We start from the raw sequence: 22,828 nt of genomic DNA, 5'->3' as shown, positions 1-22,828 counted from the left end.
GGAACCTTCTGCGATGGGAAGGCCCCCAAAAAAAGTGGCGCGGCTGGCAGGATTCGAACCCACGACCCCTTGGTTCGTAGCCAAGTACTCTATCCAACTGAGCTACAGCCGCACGCAAAAACAAACTTCTACTGCTTCGAACTGAAAGGGCCTTCGGTTCGGAAGGCCCTCGAAAAGGTGGCGCGGCTGGCAGGATTCGAACCCACGACCCCTTGGTTCGTAGCCAAGTACTCTATCCAACTGAGCTACAGCCGCACGCAGAAGCGGAAGTATAGCAGAGTCGTATAAAAAGGGAAGCCTTATTCGCGAATTTGGTGCCATGGCCTTGGCCGGCTGCCCTTCGTGTACCCTTGGGGGGATCAGTCATCCACGTTGAATCTGCATCATGAACAAGGCGTTTGTCAAAGAGTCGGACGGTGACGACGACGATCTCGACCCGGCTCAACCCGCGATTCCGGCGGGCGCGAAGAACTACATCACGCCGGCCGGCCACAAGCGGCTGAGGGACGAGCTGCTGAACCTGATCGACGTCGAGCGTCCCGAGGTCGTGCGGCTCGTGTCGTGGGCCGCGTCGAACGGCGACCGGTCGGAGAACGGCGACTACATCTACGGCAAGCGGCGGCTTCGCGAGATCGATCGCCGCATCCGCTTCCTGACGAAGCGGCTCGATCTCGCCGAAGTCGTCGACGCGAGCCGGCAGGAGAATGTCGACCAGGTGTTCTTCGGCGCGACGGTCGATTACTCGACGCCGGATGGCGAGGATCACACGGTGACGATCGTCGGGATCGACGAGGTCGACCTCGACCGCGGCTGCGTCAGCTGGATTTCGCCGGTCGCGCGCGCACTGATCAAGGCGAAGATCGGCGATACCGTCACGCTGATGACGCCGGCCGGCCCGCAGCCGATCGACATACTCGACGTCCGGTATCCGGCGCGGGGCGACGCCTGAGCGTGCGGTCCGCGCGCCGCGGCCAAGAAAAAGCGCCCCGATGGGGCGCTTTTTCTTCCGGTGGCCGGTCGACTGGCCGATTGTTCAGAAGCGATGACGCAGGCCGGCGGTCACCGCGATCTGCTTGTTGGTCGACGAAGCGCCACCGAGGCCATTGACATAGGCGCCGAGGCCCAGGCCGTCCGTGCTGACGCGCTGATAGACGCCTTGCACATACACGTCGGTCCGCTTGGACAGCGCATAGTCGGTCTGCAGGTTGAACTGATTCCAGCCCGGATGACGGCCGTCCAGGAAGCCGGCGGTGTACGTGTACGACCCGGCCAGCGACAAGGCCGGCGTCAGCGCGTAGCGCGCGTTCACTTCGTAGTTGTTGAAGCGGGCGAACGTGCCGTCGAGACCCAGGCCGTTCGATACGCCCGACGCGCCCGCGGAGATGCCGAGCGCCCGGTTCACGCGCGATTGCGTGAAGACGAAGCCCGCCGTTGCGGGACCGAACGTGTAGTTCAGGCCGCCGCCGAACACGCGCTGACGCTTGCCGACGAACGTGTTGTCGCCCGCCACCGCGCCGCCGCTGTTGGTGACCGACGCGGTCGTGAGCCCCGAGATGTCATTGTTCAACTGCAGGTAGCCGGCGCCGATATTGAAGCCGGCGTAGCTGTACGACACCCCCGCGCTGTAGGCGCGATTGTTCGAGAACTGGCTGCTGTTCGAGAAGCCGTACAACGCGCCGAACTTCAGGCCGCCGAAATTGACGCTCGTATACTTGACGGCGTTATTGATCCGGAACGAATTGTTCAGGTTGTCGTTATCGAACGGATGGGCAAACTGGGTGCCGCCGAATTGCGTGCCGGTCAGCGACAGCGGACCGATGTAGTCGACGACGCTATCGTACTGGCGACCGAGGGTGACGGAGCCGAACTGGTCTTGCGACAGCCCGACGAACGCCTGGCGGCCGAATTCGCGGCCATTTTGACCCAGCGTGCCGTTGGCGATGTTAAAGCCGTTTTCCAACACGAAGATTGCTTTCAGGCCGCCGCCGAGATCTTCCGTGCCGCGCAGGCCCCAGCGGCTGCCGTTGATCTGGCCGCTACGTTCCGACCATGAGCTGTGCCCGCCCTGATTGTTCGTGTAGGTGATGCCTGCGTCGATCAGGCCGTACAACGTGACGCTGCTTTGAGCATGGGCTGCGGTGACGAATACGCCCGACAACGCGGTGACGATCAGGGTTTTTTTCATGGATCTGTCTCCAAACACGATGATGTCGATCGAACCTGCGGCGGACGGGCCGTGTGTTGCGTGACGTCGTAGGCGGTCCGGCAGAACGGCGGTGCGCTTATCAGAAAGCCATCTGCAGTGTACGGAGGGTGCGGAGCGGGGGTGCCTCACGCTTTAAGAAACAATGTATTTTGGAATCCGCAAAAATCGAAAAATCCGCGCAAACGCCTGTCCCGTAAGGATTTGCGGCGGTGCAGCGAATGGAAATAACGATCGGGACTGCGAATCAGGCGTTGCGCGATTGCGACAGACGGTCAGCGGCGGGCGGGGGCGGCCATAGCGCGATTATTGACACATCGGCAATAGAGGTTTGTGTGGAGCATGGATAATGAAAGGTAGTTCTCTCGCTATACTGCGATCTCTGCTTTCCGAAGCAGACTTTTTCGTTGACGGAAAAGATCTCCAAACCTTTGTCGGCGCGACTTCCCAGTCGCGCTTTTTTTTGCCCCGCCGCGCCGTGCGCGGCTACGTGTACGAGCGGCGCTTGCGCTTGCCCGCAGGTGGGGCATCCGCTGCTTCGACCGGCGGCGGCGTGTAGGTCCAGTCTTCCATCACGTAGTGACGCGCGTCCAGCGGCGAGGCGAGCAGGTTCTGCCAGTGATCGCCGTGCCACGTCATATCGAACTCGGTATCGCACGGCGCTTCGCGCGCGGACTCGGCCAGAGCGCGGGACTTGCGACGTACGCGTCCAAGCCGGCTCGCGAAGCGCTTGATTCCGTCCAGCCACATGACCCTCTCCTTCCTTTCGGCGTTGATTCAGGATCGCAACGTCCCCGGATTTCTGCAACCCGAAAAAACCCGAGGACTTTACCGATTCGATTTGTCCCCGGTAGAAATTTCGCGCCCCTGGATTATTAGTGATCTGATCCCGGTAATGTTGACAGGTTTTTGATGCGAATTAATTAATCATGGGCGATGGTGTACCGATTCCAGTGGTATTAGCGTCTTTTCGAGAAAGCAGTCGCTAAAAATTTTCTTGACGCACCCGGATTGTCCAATTTATAAAGTCAGCACTCCGTCCTCGGGCGGCGTGCCGGCGCGGGTGCCGGCGCAATGTTTCGGGATTTCGGGAAACGGCTATAAAAATAGCTTTTTTGATCTTATCGAGTGGGGAACGAAGACATGGATACCGGTATCGTGAAATGGTTTAACGATGCTAAAGGTTTTGGCTTTATTACGTCGGACAATGGCGGTGAAGATTTGTTTGCGCACTTTTCCGAAATCCGGATGGACGGCTTCAAGACGCTGAAGGAAAACCAGCGTGTTTCGTTCGAGGTCAAAGTCGGGCCGAAAGGCAAGCAGGCAGCGAATATCCAGGCGGTCTGACGCGCCACGTATTGCCGATCACGTCCGGCCCCCGCATCGCGGGGGCTTTTTGTTTTCCGGGGACGGAACAAGCCGGTCCGGGCTGGCCGCGAGTACGCATGCCGGTGCATACTCACGAAAGCATCGTTTCCCTGTCTTTTCATGTCCGATTCCCTTCCGTCCGATCCCGCCAGCGAGCAGCCGCTCGTCTTCGTCGACCTTGAAACCACCGGCGGCTCGTCCGCCGAGCACCGGATCACCGAAATCGGCGTGGTCGAAATCGGACCGCTCGGCGTGTCGACGTGGACGAGCCTCGTCAATCCGGGGCAGGCGATTCCACCGTTCATCCAGCAGCTGACGGGCATCTCGGACGCGATGGTGCGCGATGCGCCGACGTTCGCGTCGCTCGCGCCGGCGCTGTTCGAGCGGCTCGACGGCAAGCTGTTCGTCGCGCACAACGCGAGCTTCGACCGCGGCTTCCTGCGCGCCGAATTCGAGCGCGCCGGCCTGGCGTTCAATCCCGATGTGCTCTGTACGGTGCGGCTGTCGCGCGCGCTGTTTCCGCGCGAATCGCGGCACGGGCTCGATGCGCTGATCGCACGGCATGGGCTCGTTCCGGCCGCGCGCCACCGGGCGCTGGCCGATGCCGACCTGCTCTGGCAGTTCTGGCGCCAGCTGCACGACATCGTGCCGCTCGAGCGGCTGCGCGACCAGATCGCGCGAACGACGCGCCACTTCCGTCTGGGCGGCGATCTGACCGAGGCCTGGCTGGATACCGCGCCGGCAGGGTGCGGCGCGTATGCGCTGTTCGGGGAGCGTGACGAAGCGCTGTATGTCGGCCGCAGCGTGCGCGTGCGGCAGCGGCTGCGCGCGCTGCTGACCGGCGAGCGCCGCTCGTCGAAGGAAATGCGGCTCGCGCAGCAGGTGCGGCGCGTCGAATGGCGCGAGACCGGCAACGAGCTGGGAGCGATGCTCGCCGAAGCGCAATGGATCGCGCGGCTGCGGCCGTCGTACAACCGGCGCCCCACGGCCGACGCCGCGCGTGCGGGCGGTGCGCCCTGGCCGTTCGACGGCGCTGTCGCGTTCGAGGCGAACGGCGAGCGCCGCCTGTTTCATGTGATCGACGGCTGGTGCTATCTCGGTTCGGCGGAATCGCTCGATGCGGCCGCACGGCTCGTGGCCGATGCGGCGGGCGGCACGTTCGAACCCTTCACCCATCGCCTGCTGCAGACGCATCTCGCGCGCGGCCTGCAGATGATTCCGCTCGCGGCGCTCACGCCGGCGGATTGAGCGGCGCGGGCTGCGCCCGCCGCGTTACCCGACCCGCATCAGCCGATCGCGCTGGCCCCGCCGGCGGCGCAGACATGCGACAGCGCGGTATCGAGCGCCTGCGTCTGCGTGGAATCGTAGCGCGTGAGCGTCTTCCAGTTCGCGATGCTGCGCGCGAGCCGCGCCTGGCAATCGGGCGCATTGCGCAACGGGGCGACCTGCGCGAGACCGGCGAGCATTTTCTGCGTCAGCCGATCGAGTGCCGGCCGCGTGCTGGTCGCGAGATCGGGCGGCGTGCCTTCCGGCGGCCGCGTCGTGCGCCAGGTCGCGAACAGTGCGTTCTGCACGTCCTTGCTCGCCGTGATCTGATCCTCGAAGAACGTGCGGGCGAACGCGGGATCGACGCCGGCCTGGGCCGCGCGTTTTTCGACCTCGGTGAGCAGTGCGGCTTCGCGCGGCCCATCCTCGATGGCCTTGTGATTCGCCCATTTCCATCGCGCGACCGGTTCGGCGAGCGCGAGGCGCTGCGACGCGAGCGCAACGACGTTGGTGAGGGCGGTGTCGTCGCCGTCTGCATGGGCGATAGGCGGCGACGAAAGGAGGGCGACGCCGAGCGCGGCGACAGCGACGCTGGCACGAATGGCTTGCTTCATCGGAACGATCGGGAGAGCCGGGCGGGCCGGACGTGGAAAACCAGAAGGATAGACGAAGACAGTCGCGCGGCGTAGCGTCGCGACAGGAGAATCAGCAGGCGAGCCGATCCGGCACCGTCAGGCTGTTGCGGCCCGGGTGCGAGGCGGATTGCGCGCGAAGCGCAGGGATGAACCGCACGATAGCGATGATCGACACGTGGCGGTTACAGAACCGAACTGACGTTCACTTCGGCGCGTACAGCTTGTGCTGCTCGTCGAAGAATGCCCGCACGTGCTCGGGCAATTCGGCGAGGAATTCCACGCCGACGGGTTCCGGATCCGGGCTCATCACTTGCTCGGGCGGTGGCATGCGAGTTGGTCTTTCGTCCATGATCGTTTCTCCAGCAGGTTCAATGATTATCAACCTCGCGCTTGGATTTATGCCAGCGGCGAATCGTTAGATTTTGTCTCTGTTGTATTAACGGCACATGCGTTCCGACGCGAAGCGTGATGCCCGCTATTGCACGCTGCGCGATCGGCAACAATCGGGCCGCTTGTTATACTTGCGCGCACTTTTTCCTGGACCGCGATGAGACGAACGACGCGATGGATCGGCCTCGTATGGCTGGCGCTGGTACTGAACGTACTGTCGCCCGTCGTCGGCTATGCGCGTCTTGCGTCGAGCGGTTCCGGCGCGCTCACGCTCGAGTTGTGCAGTGCAGCGGGCGCTCGTCAGGTCGTGCTCGCGCAAGCGGGCGACGACCGCGACACGTCGTCGTTCGACCATGCTGGCGTCCCGCATTGCGTGTACTGCCCCGGCTTCGCGGCGAACCTCGCATTGGGCACGAGCCTGCCCGCGATGCCGGGCTTCGTGCGCACGTTCGCGTATCGGGTGGCCACGCCGCTCGTTCCCGATGTGCCCCGCAAGGGCATCCGTCTCGCGCAGCCGCGCGCCCCGCCTGAAAACGTTCCGGTCTGATTGATGTCGTCCGCGCGCCCCGGTGGCGCGCGAGCCGCCCGCGGCCTCGGCCCGCGCGTCGCGTCGTTCGTGCGCGGCTCGCGCGTCCGTGTCCGGCGGCGTCCGATCACGTTTTCAGGAACTCACTCATGTCGTCTACCCTTGCCGCGCGGCCGTCGCGCGGCCGGCTCGCGCTCGCATGCGCGGCCGCTTTCGCATGGCCGGCCGCTCACGCGGCTTCGACCGACGATGCCCACGCCGACGCAACCCGCCGCGCTGGCATCGATCGTCCCGCCACCGCCGCGCCGGCTTCCACCGCTGTCGCTGCAGCGGCCGCGCCGGCCGGCGCGACGCTGACCGCCGTCAGCGTGACCGCGCAGCGGCAACCGGTCGACCCGGATACGCCGGCCGTCGTCACGTCGATCACGCGCGAGCAGATCGATGCGCACACCAACGTCACCACCGAGGACGCGCTGAAGTACGCGTCGAACCTGATGGTCCGCAAGCGCTACATCGGCGACCGCAACAGCGTATTCGCGGGCCGCGACTTCAACGAACTGCAGAGCGCGCGCGGGCTCGTCTATGCGGACGGCGTGCTGCTGTCGAACCTGCTCGGTTCGAGCTATGCGTACCCGCCGCGCTGGTCGCTGATTCCGCCGGACGACATCGCGCGCGTCGACGTGCTCTATGGCCCTTTTTCCGCGTTGTATCCGGGCAATTCGATCGGCTCGACCGTGCTGCTCACGACGCGGCGCCCGGAACAGCTCGAGGCGTCGCTGTCGACGCAGTTCTTCACGCAGCGCTATCACGACGGCTACGGCTTCGCGGACAGCTTCGGCGGCAATCACCAGACCGCGCGGATCGCGAACCGCGTCGGCCGGTTCTGGTTCGCGTTGTCGCTCGACCGGCTGGAGAACAACGGCCAGCCGATGCAGTACGCGAGCCCCAATTCAGCCTACAACCCGAAACTGGGCGCCGCCGTGCCCGTGACGGGCGCCGCGACCGACATCGGACCCAACGGCAAGCCGCGGACCATCGTCGGCGCGCAGACGATCGAGCGGACCGAGCAGCTCAACGAGACGGTCCGGATGGGCTATGCGTTCACCGATCGTGTCGATGCGACGCTGACGCTCGGGCATTGGGAGAACCATTACCGGCAGCACGGCGAGACCTTCCTGCGCGATGCGGCTGGCAATCCCGTCTACGGCGGCAACGTGTCGATCGGCGGCCAGAACATGACGGTTGCGCCGAACGCGTTCGCGCCGCAGCGCGGCGACCAGGAGAACTGGCTGTATGCGCTCGGGCTGAACGGCCGGCTCGATTCGGGCTGGCGGCTGTCGGGCGTCGTGTCCGCGTACGACGTGTCGCGCGACGTGCTGCGCGCGGCGTCGACCGTGCAGGGCGGGGCGGGCACGCTGTTCCAGGGCGACGGCACCGGCTGGCGCACGCTCGACCTGAAGGCCGAGGCGCCGGAAGTGAAAGGCCACACGTTCACGTTCGGCTATCACTACGACAACTACTTCCTGCGCAACGTCACGTACAACACGGCCGACTGGCTGGCCGGCCCGACCACGTCGCTCGCGAGCGTCTATCGCGGCGACACGCGCACGCAGGCGCTGTTCGGGCAGGACGCGTGGCGCCTCGCGCCGGGCTGGCTCGCGACGCTCGGGCTGCGCTACGAGCGCTGGGATGCGTATGGCGGCGCGCTCGGCAATGCGAACGGCACGCTCGGCTATGCGGACCGGAGCGCGAATGCGCTGTCGCCGAAAGTTGCGCTGCAGTGGGACGCGACGGAGGTCTGGCGCTTCCGGCTGTCGTTCGCGACCGGCACGCGATTCCCGACGGTCGGCGAGCTGTTCCAGGGCACGATCTCCAACAACGCGATCGTCAACAACAACCCGAACCTGCGGCCGGAAAAAGCGATCGACTGGGATTTCACGGCCGAACGTGACGTGGGCGTCGGTGTCGTGCGCGCCAGCGTGTTCCAGAGCGACCTGCGCGATTCGATCTACAGCCAGACGACGGTGTCGGGCGCGACGACCGTGACCAACATCTCGAACGTCGACCGAGTACGCGTGCGCGGCGTCGAACTCGCGTTCAGCGGCGAGAACGTCGGGCTGCGCGGGTTCAACCTCGACGCGAACGTATCGGCGAGCAACGCGCAGATCCTCGCCGATGCCGCGAACCCGGCCTACGTCGGCTCGCGCTTCCCGCGCATTCCGCGCATGCGCGCGAACCTGCTCGCGTCGTATCGCTTCGACGAGCACTGGCTCGCGAGCGTCGGGGTGCGCTACTCGGGCCGCCAGTTCAACACGCTCGACAACAGCGACGTGAATCCGGACGTCTACGGCGGCACGAGTTCGTTCACGGTCGTCGATCTGAAGGCGCGCTATCGCTTCGATCGCCACTGGACCGCGTCGGCCGGCATCGACAACCTGACGGACCGCCGCTATTACGTGTTCCACCCGTATCCGGGCCGCACGTTCTATGGAGAGCTGAAATGGTCGCTGTGAAATCGCTCGCGGCGCTGCCGCCCGCCGGTGCGCACGGGGCGCCCGGCGGCCCGTGCGCCGCGCACCGTGTGGATCGGCTGCGATGGAATGCGTGAAGCGCGCAGCGGATTGCTGACGGCCGACGTGCTCGACGGCTGGTTGCAGCACGCGAAGCGCTGACGGAGCCGGTGGCGCGCGGCGAACGGGCCGCGCGCCGGCCCGATACGAAAACGCGCCCGAAGGCGCGTGGAGAGAAACGTCAGGCCGCGCGTCTGAATAGCCGGATCACGAACAGCAGGATCACCGCGCCGATGACCGCGACGATCACCGAGCCGATGAAGCCGCTGCCGATGCTGATGCCGAGCAGCCCGGCAAGCCACCCGCCGATCACCGCGCCGACGATCCCGACGATGATGTCGACGATCAGCCCGAAGCCGCCGCCCTTCACGAGCAAGCCGGCAAGCCAGCCGGCGATCGCGCCGATGATGAGCCACATAATCAAGCCATGAGTCATGGTGGTCCTCTCCTTGGTTGAGTCGAAATGACCGGGCACCGGCCGTTGCACGCCGCAAGCGGGTGGGCAGCGGCATGCGGCCGTCGCGCCGCCCACGCAATGTAACGCGATAGACGGGTCAGGATCGTTAAGTAATGTTATGCACCCTTAAGCAGATTTTCCAGGGGATTTGTCTGCGTAGCGCACGATTCGTGTGCGCGCGACTCAAGGCGAAATGAATTTGTAAGATTTGGCGTGCTGCTGAGGTTGGTTGGCGGGTGCGTCACCGCTCTTGCGTCGTTGCCGGCAGGGTGGCTCGGTGGTCCGCTCGGTTGCGTCGGCGGCCAGTCGCGCGACGGTCGCGGTATCGCTGATCGGCTCGATCGACAGTAGTGCGAAACGGGCGACGAAGCGCGACGCATCGGCTTTGTGTGGCACAGACCGGTGCAAAGCGTCTCGCGTTTGGTGTCCATCGTCATTCGGTATCCCGAGGGACTGACTTCGGACGACGAATGCGAATGGAGCAGGAGAGCGAGCGTGGCGGCCATGTCGTCGTCGGCGCGCGCGTCGTGCCAGCGGCGAGCACGGGCCCGTCGCGTAGGGAGGCATGAGATAGACGATGCTGTTGCGTGCGCCGTTCCGCGCTCGCGAAGGGCGGTCGATACGATCGGCTGGTGGCCGTCGAGTGCGTGGAAATGTGGTGCGGATGTGTCGGCAGAGTTGCGCAGATAACGGCCGCCGCGCTGATCGGCGACGGACACCGTACCCGGACAGTTGCCGAACGCATACGCGAAGATCGTGCACGGCGTGATCGGACGGTGCGTCGTCGAACGACTTCAGGATTTCGGCGCCGGAAAAGAGAAAAGGTCTGACAAGCGATGCTTGTCAGACCTTTATGTCTTGGTGCCGGAGATAGGAGTCGAACCTACGACCTTCGCATTACGAATGCGCTGCTCTACCAACTGAGCTACACCGGCAGCAGAGAAATGAAATTATATGGTGAAATCCGCGATCTTGGCAATAGGTTTTGCGAAATTTTTTCAGCTTGCTGCGGCTGCTTCGCGAAACCCTCGATCCGGCGGACTTTCCGCTTTCACTTCACTGCGACGCGACCCGTTAGGGCCACATCGCGAAGGCGCGATTGTACTGATGTCCCGCACCTCCGTCCAGTGCTGCAGTGCAATTATTTTGCTGCGTCGTGATAGCCGGTCACGCGCTCGACTTCGTTCTTCGAACCGAGGAACACGGGCACGCGCTGGTGCAGGCCGGTCGGCTGCACTTCCATGATGCGCTGCGTGCCGGTCGTCGCGGCGCCGCCCGCCTGTTCGACGATGAACGACATCGGGTTCGCTTCGTACATCAGGCGCAGCTTGCCCGGACGATCGGGCGTGCGCTTGTCGGCCGGGTACATGAAGATGCCGCCGCGATTCAGGATCCGGTGCACGTCGGCCACCATCGACGCGATCCAGCGCATGTTGAAGTTGTCGCCGCGCGGGCCGTCCTTGCCGGCGTTCAGCTCGTCGACGTAGCGCTTGACCGGGTCGTACCAGTGGCGCGCGTTCGATGCGTTGATCGCGTATTCGCGCGTGTCGGCCGGGATCTGCATGTTACTCTGCGTGAGCACCCATGAGCCGACTTCGCGGTCGAGCGTGAAGCAGTTCACGCCGTTGCCGGTCGTCAGCACGAACACCGTCTGCGGGCCGTAGACCGCGTAGCCGGCCGCGACCTGCTCGGTGCCGGGCTGCAGGAACGATTCCTCGGTCGCCTGCTTGCCGTCCGGGCAGCGCAGCACCGAGAAGATCGTGCCGATCGACACGTTCACGTCGATGTTCGACGAGCCGTCGAGCGGATCGAACACGAGCAGGTATTCGCCGCGCGGGTAGTTCGCCGGGATCGGGAAGAACGTTTCCATTTCCTCCGACGCCATCGCGGCGAGGTTGCCGCCCCATTCGTTCGCGTCGAGCAGGATTTCGTTCGACAGGATGTCGAGCTTCTTCTGCACTTCGCCCTGGACGTTCTCGCTGCCGGCGGTGCCGAGCGCATCGCCGAGCGCGCCCTTCGACACGTTGTAGCTGATCGCCTTGCACGCGCGGGCGACGACTTCGATCAGCAGGCGCAAGTCGGCGGGGAGGTTGTTGGTCTCACGTTGCTGTTCGATCAGGAACTTCGACAGCGTGGTGCGGCGGGCAATGGACATGACAGACTCCGAAAGGCCAAAGAATCCTTGAATGGCCGCAATTTTACCCGTCGCGCCTGCGGTGCCGCCGGCTTTTTTCGTCCGGTTACATGGCGGGGCCGCCGAATCGGCCCGGGCGCGGACGGCGACGACGGGCGGTGCGTGCATCGCCCCGCAGGCCGGCTGCACGGTCCGACCCCGTGCGTGCGGTTTTCAGCTGCGTTCGTGCAATAAAAAAAGCCGGCGCCGCGTGAGGCGGCGCCGGCTCGATCGCGCGGACCCGACAGGGTCGATCGCGTGACTTACGCGAGCGCCTTCTCGACGATCTCGCGCACATCACGCGATTTCGCGCCGGCGGCGACCTGTTCGAGCGCGTCGCGCATCCGGTCGCGCAGCGCCGGCGTGAAGCGGCGCCACAGTTCGAGCGAGCGCGCGAGGCGTGCCGCGACCTGCGGGTTGATCGCGTCGAGCGCGAGCACCTGTTCGGCCCAGAACGCGTAGCCCGAACCGTCCGCCGCATGGAATTGCGCGGGATTGGCCGCGCAGAAGCTGAAGATCAGCGAGCGCGCGCGGTTCGGATTCTTCAGATTGAACGCGGGGTGCGCGAGCAGCTTGCGCACCTTCGCGAGCGTCGGCTGCGCGGGCGTACCGCGTTGCGCCGCCTGCATCGCGAACCACTTGTCGATCACGAGCGCTTCCTTCTCGAAGCGACGGTAGAAGTCGTCAAGCGCCTTCTCGGCCGGCTCGTTCGCGCCCGCGGCCGCCGCGGACAGCAGCGCGCCGAGCGCAGCCGCGCGATCGGTCATGTTGTTCGCCGCGTCGTACTGGGCCGTGGCGAGGCGCACGGCATCGGCCGGATCCTCGAGTTCGGCGAGATACGCGAGCGCGAGGTTCTTCAGCGCGCGGCGGCCCGAGGCTTCCGGCGTCGGCTCGTAGGCGCCGGGCGTCTGGTGCTGCTCGTACGCGGCGAGCCAGTCGGCGCGCAGCGCGGTCGCGAGCTGGCGGCGCACGAACTGGCGCGCGCGATGCACGGCGGCCGGGTCGGCCTCGGCCATCTGGTCGGCGAGGTAGGTTTCCGACGGCAGCGTCAGCGCGAGTTCGCGGAACGCCGGCGACAGGCTTTCATCGGTCAGCACGCGGCGGAACGCGGCGACGAAGTTCTCGCCGAGCGTGAGCGGCGCGTTGGCGGCGGCACGCGCGGCGAGCGTCAGCAGCGCGCGCGTCGCGAGGCGCTGGCCGGCTTCCCAGCGGTTGAACGGATCGCTGTCGTGCGCGAGCAGGAACGCGAGATCGTCGTCGCTGTAGTCGTACTCGACGATCACCGGCGACGAGAAGTTGCGCAGCAGCGACGGCAGCGGCGCTTCCGGCACGTCGACGAACGTGAAGGCCTGCTCGGTATCGGTGAATTCGAGCACGCGCGTCGTGCCCGATGCGGCGACTTCGCCGTCCAGACGCAGCGGCAGGTCGCGGCCGTCGCGGCCGATCAGGCCGATCGCGAACGGGATCAGCAGCGGCCCCTGCTGCGTTTCGCGCGCGGCCGGCGACGCATCGCCGTAGCCTTGCGCGAGCGTGACCGTATAGCGGCGCGCGGCCGCGTCGTACGCGGTGCGCACCGACACGCGCGGCGTGCCGGCCTGGCTGTACCAGCGCTCGAACTGCGCGAGGTCGCGCCCGTTCGCGTCGGCCATCGCGTGACGGAAGTCGTCGCAGGTCACCGCGTGGCCGTCATGGCGCTTGAAGTACAGATCCATCCCCTTGCGGAAGCCGTCGCGGCCGAACAGCGTCTGGTACATCCGCACGACTTCCGAGCCTTTCTCGTAGACGGTCATCGTGTAGAAGTTGTTGATCTCGACGTAGCTCTCCGGGCGCACCGGGTGCGCCATCGGGCCGGCGTCCTCGGCGAACTGCAGCTGGCGCAGCACGCGCACGTCCTCGATGCGCTTGACCGCGCGGGCCGCGGATTCGACGTCGTCGCCCGCGGCCATGTCGGCCGAGAATTCCTGGTCGCGGAATACCGTCAGGCCTTCCTTCAGGCTCAGCTGGAACCAGTCGCGGCAGGTCACGCGGTTGCCGGTCCAGTTGTGGAAGTACTCGTGGCCGACCACCGACTCGATGTTCGCGAAATCGGTGTCGGTCGCGGTCTCGGGGTTCGCCAGCACGTACTTCGTGTTGAAGATGTTGAGCCCCTTGTTCTCCATCGCGCCCATGTTGAAGTCGCCGACCGCGACGATCATGAAGCGGTCGAGATCGAGCTCGAGGCCGAAGCGCTTTTCGTCCCAGCGGATCGAGTGGATCAGCGAATCCATCGCGTGACGCGTCTTGTCGAGGTCGGCCGGTTCGACCCATACCTGCAGCAGTTTTTCCTTGCCGGAACCGGTCGTGATTTTCTCCTCGATCGCGACGAGCTTGCCGGCGACCAGCGCGAACAGGTAGCTCGGCTTGCGGAACGGGTCTTCCCATTTCGCGAAGTGGCGGCCGTCGGGCAGGTCGCCCGAATCGACGAGGTTGCCGTTCGACAGCAGCACCGGGTACGCGGCCTTGTCGGCGCGCAGCGTGACCGTGTACGACGCCATCACGTCGGGGCGGTCGAGGAAGTAGGTGATGCGGCGAAAGCCTTCGGCTTCGCACTGCGTGAAGAAGTTGCCGCTCGACACGTACAGGCCCGACAGCGTCGTATTCTGGTCCGGAGCGCACGCGCTTTCGAGCGTCAGCTCGAACGCGTCGGGCACGTTCTCGACCGTCAGCCCGTGCTCGTGCGCGCGCACCGCGCCGTGCGGCGCGCCATCGAGCCGCGCGCCGAGGAAGTCGAGCGCCTCGCCCAGCAGTTCCAGGTGCGGCGCGGGCGCGGCGTCCGGATTGCGGCGCACGCGCATCGTGTTCCTGACGATCGTGCGGGCCGGCGCGAGATCGAATTCGAGTGCGACGGAATCGATGAGGAAGGCCGGCGGCGTGTAGTCGGCGCGGCGGATCACGGTGGAGGAGGCGTTGTCGGACATGGTCGTCGAGATCGGTGGAGTGGGGGACGGGCCCGTCGCGCGGGCCAGGCGAACCGGGCCATTGTACAAAGGCTTGCGGCTGCGTGCCGGGCGAACTTTTTACCGCTTCCGATAGTCCGCGTATTATCGGCATCCCGTTGTGCTTCGCGCGGTGCGACGAACGGGTGACGGATCGACGAGGATCAACATGAAACGCGAATGGATTTTTCGCGGTGCGGGCTGGGCGGCGGCGCTGTGCGTCGCGCTGCTGACCGGCTGCACCAGCTACGTGACTACCCAGGTCACGGCCTTCTCCGACTGGAGCGGCAGCGACGCGACCCGCACCTATGCGTTCACGCGCACGGACGCGCAGAAGAACAGCATCGAGCAGTCGACCTACGAGCCGATCGTCGCGAACGAGCTGTCCGCGTACGCGTTCCGGCAGGTGCCGCAGTCGCAGGCACGCTATCTCGTCGGGCTGACCTATGCGGTCGGCAGCGATCTCGTGACGGTGCCGCAGCCGGTCTACTATGACCCGTGGTTCATGGGGCCGGGGCCGTACTGGCGGGGCGGGCCGTGGAGTCCCTGGGGTCCGTGGGGCCCCTGGGGGCCGATGCCGGCCGGCTATGTCGCGCAGACCTACCAGGTGTTCGACTACATGCTCGGCATCCGCATCACCGAGCGCGCGACGGGCAAGGAGGTCTACAACGTGTCCGCGCGCACGACCGGCGACAACGGCACGCTGCTGTACGCGATGCCGTTCCTCGCGCGCAGCGCGCTCGCCGATTTCCCGCTGTCGAACGGCGCGGTCCGCACGGTCCGGCTGCCGGTCGACAAGCGCGGCGGGCCGGCGGCGCCGGCCGCCAACGAGCGCGCGGTGCCGGCGGCGCCCGCCTCGGGCGCGGCCGTCGCGAAGTAGCGCGGCATCCTTCTCGGCGCGGCCGCCCGGCCGCGCCGGCCACTTTCCTTTCCGTCAGACCCCGACACCCAGCAGCGCCAGCGCGCCGAGCACGACGAACAGTACGGCCGCGATCCCGTGCACGAGCTTCGTCGGCAGACGATGCGCGAAGCGGTCGCCGAGCAGGATCGCCGGCACGTTCGCGAGCATCATCCCGAACGTCGTGCCGGCCACCACGCCGATGTAATCCTGGAAACGCGCGGCCAGCGCGACCGTCGCGATCTGCGTCTTGTCGCCCATCTCCGCGAGGAAGAACGCGACCAGCGTCGCGCCGAACACGCCGAGCCGCGAGCGGGTCGCATTGGCCTCGTCCTCGTCGAGCTTGTCCGGCACCAGGATCCACAGCCCCATCGCGATGAACGAGAACGCGAGCGCCCAGCGCATGATCGACGGCGTGACGAGCACGCCCAGCCATTCGCCGAGCGCGCCGGCGAAACCGTGGTTGACGAGCGTCGCGACGAGCACGCCGAGAATGATCGGCACCGGCTTGCGATAGCGCGCGGCCAGAACGAGGGAAAGCAGTTGGGTCTTGTCGCCGATTTCAGCGAGGGCGACGGCGCCGGTGGAGATCAGGAAGGCTTGAGACACGAATGGGGTTCCACGGGCCGTTGTTGTGCGTGCGAGCGACGATCCGCCGCGCGCCGGGCCCTGATGCGGCGCGCAGTGAACCATCGGTCTCGCCAGGCCAACGTGGCTGCGGCCGCCATGGCCGAACGGCCAAGTCTGTTGACGGACGCCTCCGTCACGATGCGCGCCGGGGGCGCGGGACATCGAGCGGAGCGGCTACTCCCCAATGAGCGGCGAATTCTAGCACGGCGCGTTGCGTGCGCGAAAGCGGGCGGGCCGTCTTGCGGGTTCGGTTGCCGGCCTGCGCGACGGCGAAGCTGCCGCGCAGGCCGGAACGGGCTACCCGCGAGCCGTTACGCGGCGGCCGGGCGGCGCGCGGCGCCGCGCTCGTGCACGAGTTCGCCGGCCGCATAGGTGCGGTACACCGCGCGGTCGTCGCCGAGCAGCGCGAACGCGAACAGCAGTTCCTCGAGCGAATCCGCGCGCTGCGTGCGGCGCGCGAGCAGCGGCGTCGCCCGCGGATCGAGCACGACGAAGTCGGCCTCGGTGCGCGGCTCGAGCGTGCCGATCGTGTCGGCGAGGTCGAGCGCCTGCGCGGCGCCGGCCGTCGCGAGCCAGAACATTCGCGTGGCGGTCAGGTGATGGCCCGACAGCCGCGCGACCTTGTGCGCCTCGTTCATCGTCTGCAGCATCGAGAACGACGTGCCGCCGCCGACGTCGGTCGCGAGCGTGACGGGTACGTCGTATTCGCCGGCCTTGTCGAAGTCGAACAGCCCGCTGCCGAGGAAGAAATTCGACGTCGGGCAGTGCGCGACGACGGTGCGCGTCTCGGCCATCCGGCGGCGATCCTCGTCGTCGAGGTGGATGCAGTGGCCGTACACCGCGCGCGGCCGCAGCAGCCCGTAGCGGTCGTAGATGTCGAGATAGCTGCGATGGCCGGGGAACAGCTCGGCCACCCATTTCACCTCGTCGACGTTTTCCGCGACGTGGCTTTGCACGAACACGTCCGGATGGCGGCGCGCGAGTTCGCCGCACGCCTCGAGCTGCGCCTCGGTCGACGTCGGCGCGAAGCGCGGCGTGAGCGCGTACATCTGGCGGCCCTTGCCGTGCCAGCGGTCGATCAGCTCGGCACTGTCGTCGTAGCCCGACTGCGCGGTGTCGCGCAGGAATTCGGGGCAGTTGCGGTCCATCAGCACCTTGCCCGCGATCATCCGCAGGTCGCGCGCGTCGCTTGCTGCGAACAGCGCATCGGCCGACTGCTTGTGCACCGTGCAGTAGACGAGCGCGCTCGTCGTGCCGCACGCGAGCAGTTCGTCGACGAAGAAGTCGGCGACTTCGCGCGCATGCTCGGGGTCGCCGAACTGGCGCTCGGTCGGGAACGTGTACTTGTCGAGCCACGGCAGCAGGCCCGGCGCCGGCGACGCGATCATGTCCGTCTGCGGATAGTGGATGTGCGTGTCGATGAAGCCGGGCACGATCAGCTTGTCGCGCAGGTCGTGGACCACCGCGTCGCGCGCGAGTGTCGCGGCAAGCGACGCGTACGGGCCGGCGGCGACGACCTTGCCGTCGTCGACGATCAGGAGCCCGTCGGTCTCGTAATTCGCGGCCTGGCTCGATTGCGCCGGGTCGCCGTTGAAGGTCAGCAGTTGGGAACGGAAAGCGGTTTGCGTCATGACGAAGGGTCCTGCATCAAGGTAAGGCGAACAGAAGAAAGCGATCGGCGCCGCACGGGGCGGGACGGTGCTTCGCGAGCGGCGGCCGCACGTGACGTGCGGCACGGCCGGCGGCGACGGCGCGGGCGAACGTGGCGGCCGAAGCCGCCAGCGAGTGGTTGTTCGTGCACCTCGCGGCCGTTGCGCGCGCAACCGGTGCGCCCGCAGCCGGTATGCCTGCAACCGGTACGGCGGCGAACGCCACGGCAAACCGCGACGGCCGGCGCGTGCGGACGACGCCGTACCGCGCGATCGCGCCGCACGCACGCAGCCGATCCGCCCGGCGCAAGGCCGAACGGGGAATCGCGACGCGGATGCCGTTGCCGTGTTTCATCTGTCTAGCGAGCCTCGATGCGGGCCGTCACGCGGCCTGCCAGTACGCGTCGAGGCGCGCGTACAGTGCGTCGCGCTGCGCCGGTTCGATGAACGACGCCTCGAAGCCGTTGCGGATCACCGCATGGACTTCGGCATCCGTGAGTTGCAGCCCTTCGGCCGTCGCGAAGTAGTTTTCATTGACGTAGCCGCCGAAATAGGCCGGATCGTCGGAGTTGATCGTCACCGCCACGCCTCGGTCGAGCAGCGCCTTCAGCGTGTGCTTCGCCATGTCGTCGAACACGCACAGCTTCAGGTTCGACAGCGGGCACACGGTGAGCGCCGTGCGCGTTTTCGCGAGACGCTCGACGAGCGCCGCATCCTCGATGCTGCGCACGCCGTGGTCGATCCGGTCGACCTTCAGCACGTCGAGCGCTTCGTAGATGTACGCGGGCGGGCCTTCCTCGCCCGCGTGCGCGACGAGCTTCAGCCCGAGCGCGCGCGCCTTCTCGAACACGCGCGCGAACTTCGTCGGCGGATGGCCGAGCTCGGACGAATCGAGGCCCACGCCGATCAGGCGATGACGATAGCGCTCGAACAGCGGCAATGCGGATTCGAACGTCGCGAGCGCATCCTCTTCGGACAGGTGGCGCAGGAAGCACAGGATCAGCTTGCTCGACAGCCCGCGTGCTTCGGCGTCGGCGAGCGCGCGCTCGATGCCCGCGACGACCGTCTCGATCGGCACGCCGCGCTCGGTGTGCGTCTGCGGGTCGAAGAACAGTTCGGTGTGGACGACGTTGTCGGCGAGCGCGCGCTCGCAGTACGCGGCCGTCATGTCGTAGAAATCCTGCTCGGTGAGCAGCACGCTCGCGCCGGCGTAGTAGATGTCGAGGAACGATTGCAGATCGGTGAACGCATACGCGGCGCGCAGCGCGTCGATCGAGTCGTACGCGAGCTTCACGCCGTTGCGCTGCGCGAGCGCGAAGATCAGTTCCGGCTCGAGCGAGCCTTCGATATGGATGTGCAGCTCCGCTTTCGGCGCGCGAGCGATCTTGTTCTTGAATGTCGGGGTCATGGCGTCGTTCTTGGTCGGTCAGTAGGTAGGGGAAGCCTGCGCGCACGCATTCGCCTCGACGGCCTGCAGTAATTGCGCGGCCACCGAGATCGCGATCACTTCGGGCGCCTTGTCGACGATGCCTTCGACACCGATCGGGCAGCGCATCCGCGCGACCTGGGCCGGGTCGACGCCGATCGCGGCGAGCCGGTGATCGAACTGCACGCGTTTCGTGTGCGAGCCGGTCATCCCGAAGTAGGCATAGTCGCCGCGTCGCAGGATGCGTTCGGCCAGCATGAAATCGAGCGCGTGGTCGTGCGTCATCACGACGAAGTAGGACTGCGGCGGCGCGGCGTCGACCGCGTCCGCCGGGGAAGTGGTCGCATCGATCGCGAGGTTGCCGATGCCGGCGAGCGCGTCGGCCGGCGGGAACCCCGCGTCGGGCCCGTCGATCCAGCGCACGTGGCACGGCAGCGTCGCCAGCACCTTCACGAGCGCGGTGCCGATGTGTCCCGCGCCGAACAGCACGACGGGGAACGCATACGGCGCGATCGTTTCGGTCATCAGCGATACGCCGCCGGTTTCCCACAGCAGGCAATCGGCGCGCGCGGCTTCCGATTCGGGCTCGCTCAACAGCGGCGCGCCCGGCGAGGGGCCGAATGATACGCTACGCACGGTCGCGGCGCCGGCCGCGACGCGCTTCGCGAGCGACATGATCCAGCCGAGGTCGCCGACGTCGAGCCGCTCGAACGCGAGCACCACGGCGCCGCCGCAGCACTGGCCGAGGCTCGGGCCGAGCGCGAGCCGCTCGAGCCGGCGCGCGTGCGGCACGTGCGCGCCGTCCTTCAGCAGGTGCCGCGCGATCTCGATCGCCTTCCATTCCAGATGACCGCCGCCGATCGTATGGCGGGCCGTGTCGCGCGTGACCAGCATCTTGGTGCCGGCTTCGCGCGGCGCGGAGCCGTCGGTGTGCGCGACCGTCACGAGCACGGCCGCTTCGCCGTGCGTGAGCAGTTGCTGCAGATCGCCGAGCCAGGCTTCCATCAGCACGCTCCGTTCGGGACGACGCGGCACGACGCGCGGCGCGCTCCGGCGGGCGCGGCGGCAACGAGGACGGACGGGCGCGCGGCCGGCCGGCTGCACGGCTGATGCCGTGCGGCGGCCGAGTACCGACGACGTGCGCGAACGGCGCCGCCGGACGCGCGGACGCCATGAGGGTGACGGATGCGGATGGTGTGCGTTGTCATGATGAATCCAGTCGACATTGCGGATCGGGCGCGCGTTACGCAGGGAGCGGTGAGACCGCCTGGCCTCGCGCACGTAGATCGCCATCCAGTCCCGAAGATAGCATCGCCACGCGGCGGGAACATGGCCGGGCGGTGATCCGGGCTATCAGGCGGCGATCATGTCGATCATAGGCCCGCCGCGCGGGATCGTGGCGCCGATGCATGCACATCGGGCCGAAACGCATGCGCGGCGGGGCGGGGGCGTGGCGATCGCGCGACGCGCGCCGGCCCGGACATCCGGGCGGCGGCGGGGTAGGTGTTTACGCGCGGCGACCGGGCAAGGCCGGCGCAGGGTGCAGCCGGGTGACGACTTGCCGGCGGCGCGCGGCCCGTTCGGTCGGGCCGCGCAGGCCATCGGCCGGCAACGCGGCCGGCCGGTCAGCCCGCGAGCTTGCGACGATGACGCCAGAGGCTCGCGACGACCGCGACCAGGATCACGGCGAAGCCGATCAGCGCCCAGCCGGGCAGCAGGACGCCGAGGATCGGCGGGTAGACGGTCTCGCACAGCCCGGCGACCTTGAACATGCCGGGGAACCACTGCGCGGGCGGCAGGCTGTCGACGATCGGCTGCAGCGTGTCGAAGCCGCAGCTGAAGCCCGGATTCATCTGGATCGACAGGTGTCGCGCGGCCGTGCCGACGCCGCCGGCCGCGGCGATCGCGATCAGCAGTTCGAGCACCCAGACACCGCGCCAGTTGCGGATCCCGGCGGCCAGGAACGCGAAGATCCCGATCGCGCAGAAGAAGTAGCGCTGGATGATGCACAGCGGGCACGGGTCTTCGTTCTTCACGTACTGCAGGTACAGCGCGCCGGCCAGCAGGGCGATGCACACCCATCCGAGCAGCATCAGCAGGCGGCGTTCGCGGCGGAGTGCAAGCGTGTAGTCGTTCATGTCGGCGGGGTTCCTCGTCGGTCGGTCCGGAAAACAATCGCGCGATTTTAGCGCGAACGGTCTGGCACGAAACTGACAGCGCGCGTGCGGCACCCTGCCGCACACGCGCGGGCCGCCGGCGATCGGCTGGCGATCGGCCAGCGCGCTCAGCGGATCGTGTTCAGCACGGCCTCGACCGACTGGCCGATCGCAAGCAGCGCGTCGTCGCGATGCGGCGCCGCCGCGAGCATCAGGCCGACCGGCGCCGCGTCGCGCGGATGGCACGGCAGCGACAGCCCGCACGCATCGAGGAAGTTGAACGCGCTCGGATTGCGCAGGATCAGCGCGTTGGTGCGCGTGAACGCGTCGTCGTCCGCTTCGAGTTCGGCGATGCGCGGCGGCACGACCGGCACCGTCGGCGCGACGAGCGCATCGAAGCGCGACCAGACCGTGTGCGCGGCTTCGTCGAGCATCGCGGCGCGCGCGGCGAGCAGGTCGAGATAGTCGGCGGCGCTCGCCGGTTCGCCCTTCAGGATCCGCGTCAGCACGCGCGGGTCGTACTGGTCGCGATGCTTGGCGAGCAGCGGACGATGCCACGCGTACGCCTCGATCGGCGAGAAGCCGAAACGGTTGATCTCCGGCAGCCGGTCGAGCGCGGGGAAGCGTACTTCGGTGACGATCGCACCGGCCGCTTCGAGATGCTTGAGCGCGGTGTCGAGCGCCGCCGCGACGTCGGCATCGACGCCATCGGTCACGTAGTTCGTCAGCACGCCGAGCCGCACGCCTTCGAGCGGCCGGGCGGCCGGCACGTGCGGCTCGAGCCCCGCGAGCATCCGGTCGACCAGCGCGCAGCACGCGACCGTCAGGCCGATCGGGCCGAACGAGTCGAGCGTCGTCGACAGCGGCACGCCGCCTTGCGTGGGGATCCGGCTCGCGGTCGGCTTGAAGCCGGTCAGCCCGCACAGCGCGGCCGGAATGCGGATCGAGCCGCCGGTGTCGGTGCCGAGCGCGACCGCGGCCATCCCGTCGGCGACCGACGCGGCCGCTCCCGACGACGAGCCGCCCGAAATCCGCGCATCGCCCGGCACGTCGCGGTGGTACGGCGAGCGCGGGTTGCCGAAGTGCGGATTCAGCCCGAGCCCCGAAAACGCGAACTCGCTCATGTTGGTGCGGCCGACCAGCACCGCGCCCGCGCGCTTGAGCCGCGCGACGGCGACCGCATCGGTGCGCGCGGCCGGTGCGCCGTCGAGCACCCGCGAACCCGCGCGCGTGACCTGGCCCGCGACGTCGAACAGGTCCTTGACCGACACGGGAATGCCCGCGAGCGGCGACAGCACGGTGCCCGCGGCGCGCAGCCGGTCGTGCGCGTCGGCGGCCGCGCGGGCGTTGTCGGCATCGACTTCGGTGAAGACGACGGCGCCCTGGCCCGACGGATCGGTGATCCGGTCGAGCGCGGCGTCGACGAGCGCGCGGCTCGTGGTCCGGCCGGCGGCGAGGTCGGCGGCGAGCTGGGCGAGCGGAGGGAACGGCGTGAAAGTGGTCATG

Annotated in this window: 19 protein-coding genes, 3 tRNA genes, 1 pseudogene and 1 riboswitch; of the genes and pseudogenes, 7 read left to right on the top strand and 16 right to left on the bottom strand. The window is 67.2% G+C overall.

Going from position 1 to position 22,828, the window contains the following annotated elements; genetic code table 11:
- Positions 1-35 precede the first annotated feature (35 nt).
- Together HWX14_RS06430 and HWX14_RS06425 are read right to left on the bottom strand one after the other, a co-directional pair.
- Positions 36-112, bottom strand: a tRNA-Arg gene (locus tag HWX14_RS06430).
- A 66-nt stretch (positions 113-178) separates the two neighbouring features.
- Positions 179-255 (bottom strand) — tRNA-Arg (locus HWX14_RS06425).
- A gap of 130 nt (positions 256-385) precedes the next feature.
- Between HWX14_RS06425 and greB the strand changes: the two genes are divergently transcribed.
- Positions 386-949 (top strand): transcription elongation factor GreB, encoded by a 564-nt coding sequence (gene greB, locus HWX14_RS06420; protein WP_175881992.1) that lies wholly within the window; start codon positions 386-388, stop codon positions 947-949.
- An 84-nt stretch (positions 950-1,033) separates the two neighbouring features.
- Here the strand turns inward: greB and HWX14_RS06415 are convergent, their stop codons facing one another.
- The gene (locus HWX14_RS06415; protein WP_175881991.1) at positions 1,034-2,185 is read right to left on the bottom strand and encodes a porin; all 1,152 of its coding nucleotides are present in this window, start codon (positions 2,183-2,185) and stop codon (positions 1,034-1,036) included.
- A 504-nt stretch (positions 2,186-2,689) separates the two neighbouring features.
- Entirely contained in the window at positions 2,690-2,953 is a 264-nt protein-coding gene (locus HWX14_RS06410; RefSeq protein WP_175881990.1) for a hypothetical protein, read from the bottom strand.
- Positions 2,954-3,346: 393 nt separating this feature from the next.
- Here HWX14_RS06410 and HWX14_RS06405 point away from each other — a divergent pair, with 393 nt between their 5' ends.
- Both HWX14_RS06405 and HWX14_RS06400 read left to right on the top strand, forming a co-directional pair.
- A complete protein-coding gene (locus tag HWX14_RS06405) occupies positions 3,347-3,550 on the top strand; it encodes a cold-shock protein (protein ID WP_027783827.1) in 204 nt (67 codons plus the stop codon).
- Positions 3,551-3,691: 141 nt separating this feature from the next.
- Positions 3,692-4,819, top strand: a complete 1,128-nt coding sequence (locus HWX14_RS06400) for an exonuclease domain-containing protein (RefSeq protein WP_175881989.1) — start codon at positions 3,692-3,694, stop codon at positions 4,817-4,819.
- A 38-nt stretch (positions 4,820-4,857) separates the two neighbouring features.
- On the opposite strand, the gene HWX14_RS06395 is transcribed toward HWX14_RS06400, so the two are convergent.
- Together HWX14_RS06395 and HWX14_RS06390 are read right to left on the bottom strand one after the other, a co-directional pair.
- Positions 4,858-5,451, bottom strand: a complete 594-nt coding sequence (locus HWX14_RS06395; protein WP_175881988.1) for a chorismate mutase — start codon at positions 5,449-5,451, stop codon at positions 4,858-4,860.
- 223 nt (positions 5,452-5,674) lie between these two features.
- Positions 5,675-5,779 carry a chorismate mutase gene (locus tag HWX14_RS06390; RefSeq protein WP_162499609.1) on the bottom strand — a complete coding sequence of 35 codons (105 nt, stop codon included), beginning with the start codon at positions 5,777-5,779 and terminating at the stop codon, positions 5,675-5,677.
- Between the two features lie 240 nt (positions 5,780-6,019).
- On the opposite strand from HWX14_RS06390, the gene HWX14_RS06385 reads away from it, so the two are divergent.
- The 3 genes and pseudogenes from HWX14_RS06385 to HWX14_RS36350 form a co-directional block, all read left to right on the top strand.
- Entirely contained in the window at positions 6,020-6,409 is a 390-nt protein-coding gene (locus HWX14_RS06385) for a DUF2946 domain-containing protein (RefSeq protein ID WP_175881987.1), read from the top strand.
- Between the two features lie 128 nt (positions 6,410-6,537).
- Positions 6,538-8,901 (top strand): TonB-dependent receptor, encoded by a 2,364-nt coding sequence (locus HWX14_RS06380; protein WP_175881986.1) that lies wholly within the window; start codon positions 6,538-6,540, stop codon positions 8,899-8,901.
- 57 nt (positions 8,902-8,958) lie between these two features.
- Positions 8,959-9,060: pseudogene (locus HWX14_RS36350) on the top strand (TlpA family protein disulfide reductase); the annotation flags it as partial.
- Positions 9,061-9,139: 79 nt separating this feature from the next.
- On the opposite strand, the gene HWX14_RS06375 reads toward HWX14_RS36350, so the two are convergent.
- The 4 genes from HWX14_RS06375 to pepN form a co-directional block, all read right to left on the bottom strand.
- Positions 9,140-9,394: a GlsB/YeaQ/YmgE family stress response membrane protein gene (locus HWX14_RS06375; RefSeq protein WP_006476609.1), complete on the bottom strand. Its 255-nt coding sequence runs from the start codon at positions 9,392-9,394 to the stop codon at positions 9,140-9,142.
- Positions 9,395-10,274: 880 nt separating this feature from the next.
- Positions 10,275-10,350 (bottom strand) — tRNA-Thr (locus HWX14_RS06370).
- A 206-nt stretch (positions 10,351-10,556) separates the two neighbouring features.
- The gene (locus HWX14_RS06365; protein WP_175881985.1) at positions 10,557-11,570 is read right to left on the bottom strand and encodes a class 1 fructose-bisphosphatase; all 1,014 of its coding nucleotides are present in this window, start codon (positions 11,568-11,570) and stop codon (positions 10,557-10,559) included.
- A 281-nt stretch (positions 11,571-11,851) separates the two neighbouring features.
- Positions 11,852-14,545, bottom strand: a complete 2,694-nt coding sequence (gene pepN / locus HWX14_RS06360; RefSeq protein WP_175881984.1) for an aminopeptidase N — start codon at positions 14,543-14,545, stop codon at positions 11,852-11,854.
- A 187-nt stretch (positions 14,546-14,732) separates the two neighbouring features.
- Between pepN and HWX14_RS06355 the strand changes: the two genes are divergently transcribed.
- Positions 14,733-15,443: a DUF4136 domain-containing protein gene (locus HWX14_RS06355; protein WP_175881983.1), complete on the top strand. Its 711-nt coding sequence runs from the start codon at positions 14,733-14,735 to the stop codon at positions 15,441-15,443.
- A gap of 54 nt (positions 15,444-15,497) precedes the next feature.
- Here HWX14_RS06355 and HWX14_RS06350 read toward each other — a convergent pair whose 3' ends face one another.
- From HWX14_RS06350 to HWX14_RS06325, 6 genes are all read right to left on the bottom strand, one after another.
- Positions 15,498-16,070, bottom strand: a complete 573-nt coding sequence (locus tag HWX14_RS06350; RefSeq protein ID WP_012328109.1) for a TMEM165/GDT1 family protein — start codon at positions 16,068-16,070, stop codon at positions 15,498-15,500.
- A 78-nt stretch (positions 16,071-16,148) separates the two neighbouring features.
- Positions 16,149-16,286: riboswitch (yybP-ykoY riboswitch) on the bottom strand.
- Positions 16,287-16,402: 116 nt separating this feature from the next.
- On the bottom strand, positions 16,403-17,722 hold the full coding sequence (gene guaD / locus HWX14_RS06345; RefSeq protein WP_175881982.1) for a guanine deaminase: 1,320 nt from the start codon (positions 17,720-17,722) through the stop codon (positions 16,403-16,405).
- Positions 17,723-18,122: 400 nt separating this feature from the next.
- Positions 18,123-19,148 (bottom strand): adenosine deaminase, encoded by a 1,026-nt coding sequence (locus HWX14_RS06340; protein WP_126360262.1) that lies wholly within the window; start codon positions 19,146-19,148, stop codon positions 18,123-18,125.
- 18 nt (positions 19,149-19,166) lie between these two features.
- A complete protein-coding gene (gene xdhC, locus HWX14_RS06335; protein ID WP_175881981.1) occupies positions 19,167-20,171 on the bottom strand; it encodes a xanthine dehydrogenase accessory protein XdhC in 1,005 nt (334 codons plus the stop codon).
- 620 nt (positions 20,172-20,791) lie between these two features.
- Positions 20,792-21,304: a disulfide bond formation protein B gene (locus HWX14_RS06330; RefSeq protein WP_175881980.1), complete on the bottom strand. Its 513-nt coding sequence runs from the start codon at positions 21,302-21,304 to the stop codon at positions 20,792-20,794.
- A 146-nt stretch (positions 21,305-21,450) separates the two neighbouring features.
- Positions 21,451-22,827: an amidase gene (locus HWX14_RS06325; RefSeq protein WP_175881979.1), complete on the bottom strand. Its 1,377-nt coding sequence runs from the start codon at positions 22,825-22,827 to the stop codon at positions 21,451-21,453.
- Position 22,828 lies beyond the last annotated feature (1 nt).

The organism is Burkholderia sp. BCC0044, assembly GCF_902832955.1.
Classification (GTDB): Bacteria; Pseudomonadota; Gammaproteobacteria; order Burkholderiales; family Burkholderiaceae; genus Burkholderia.
This window is presented reverse-complemented; position numbering and strand designations above follow the sequence as displayed.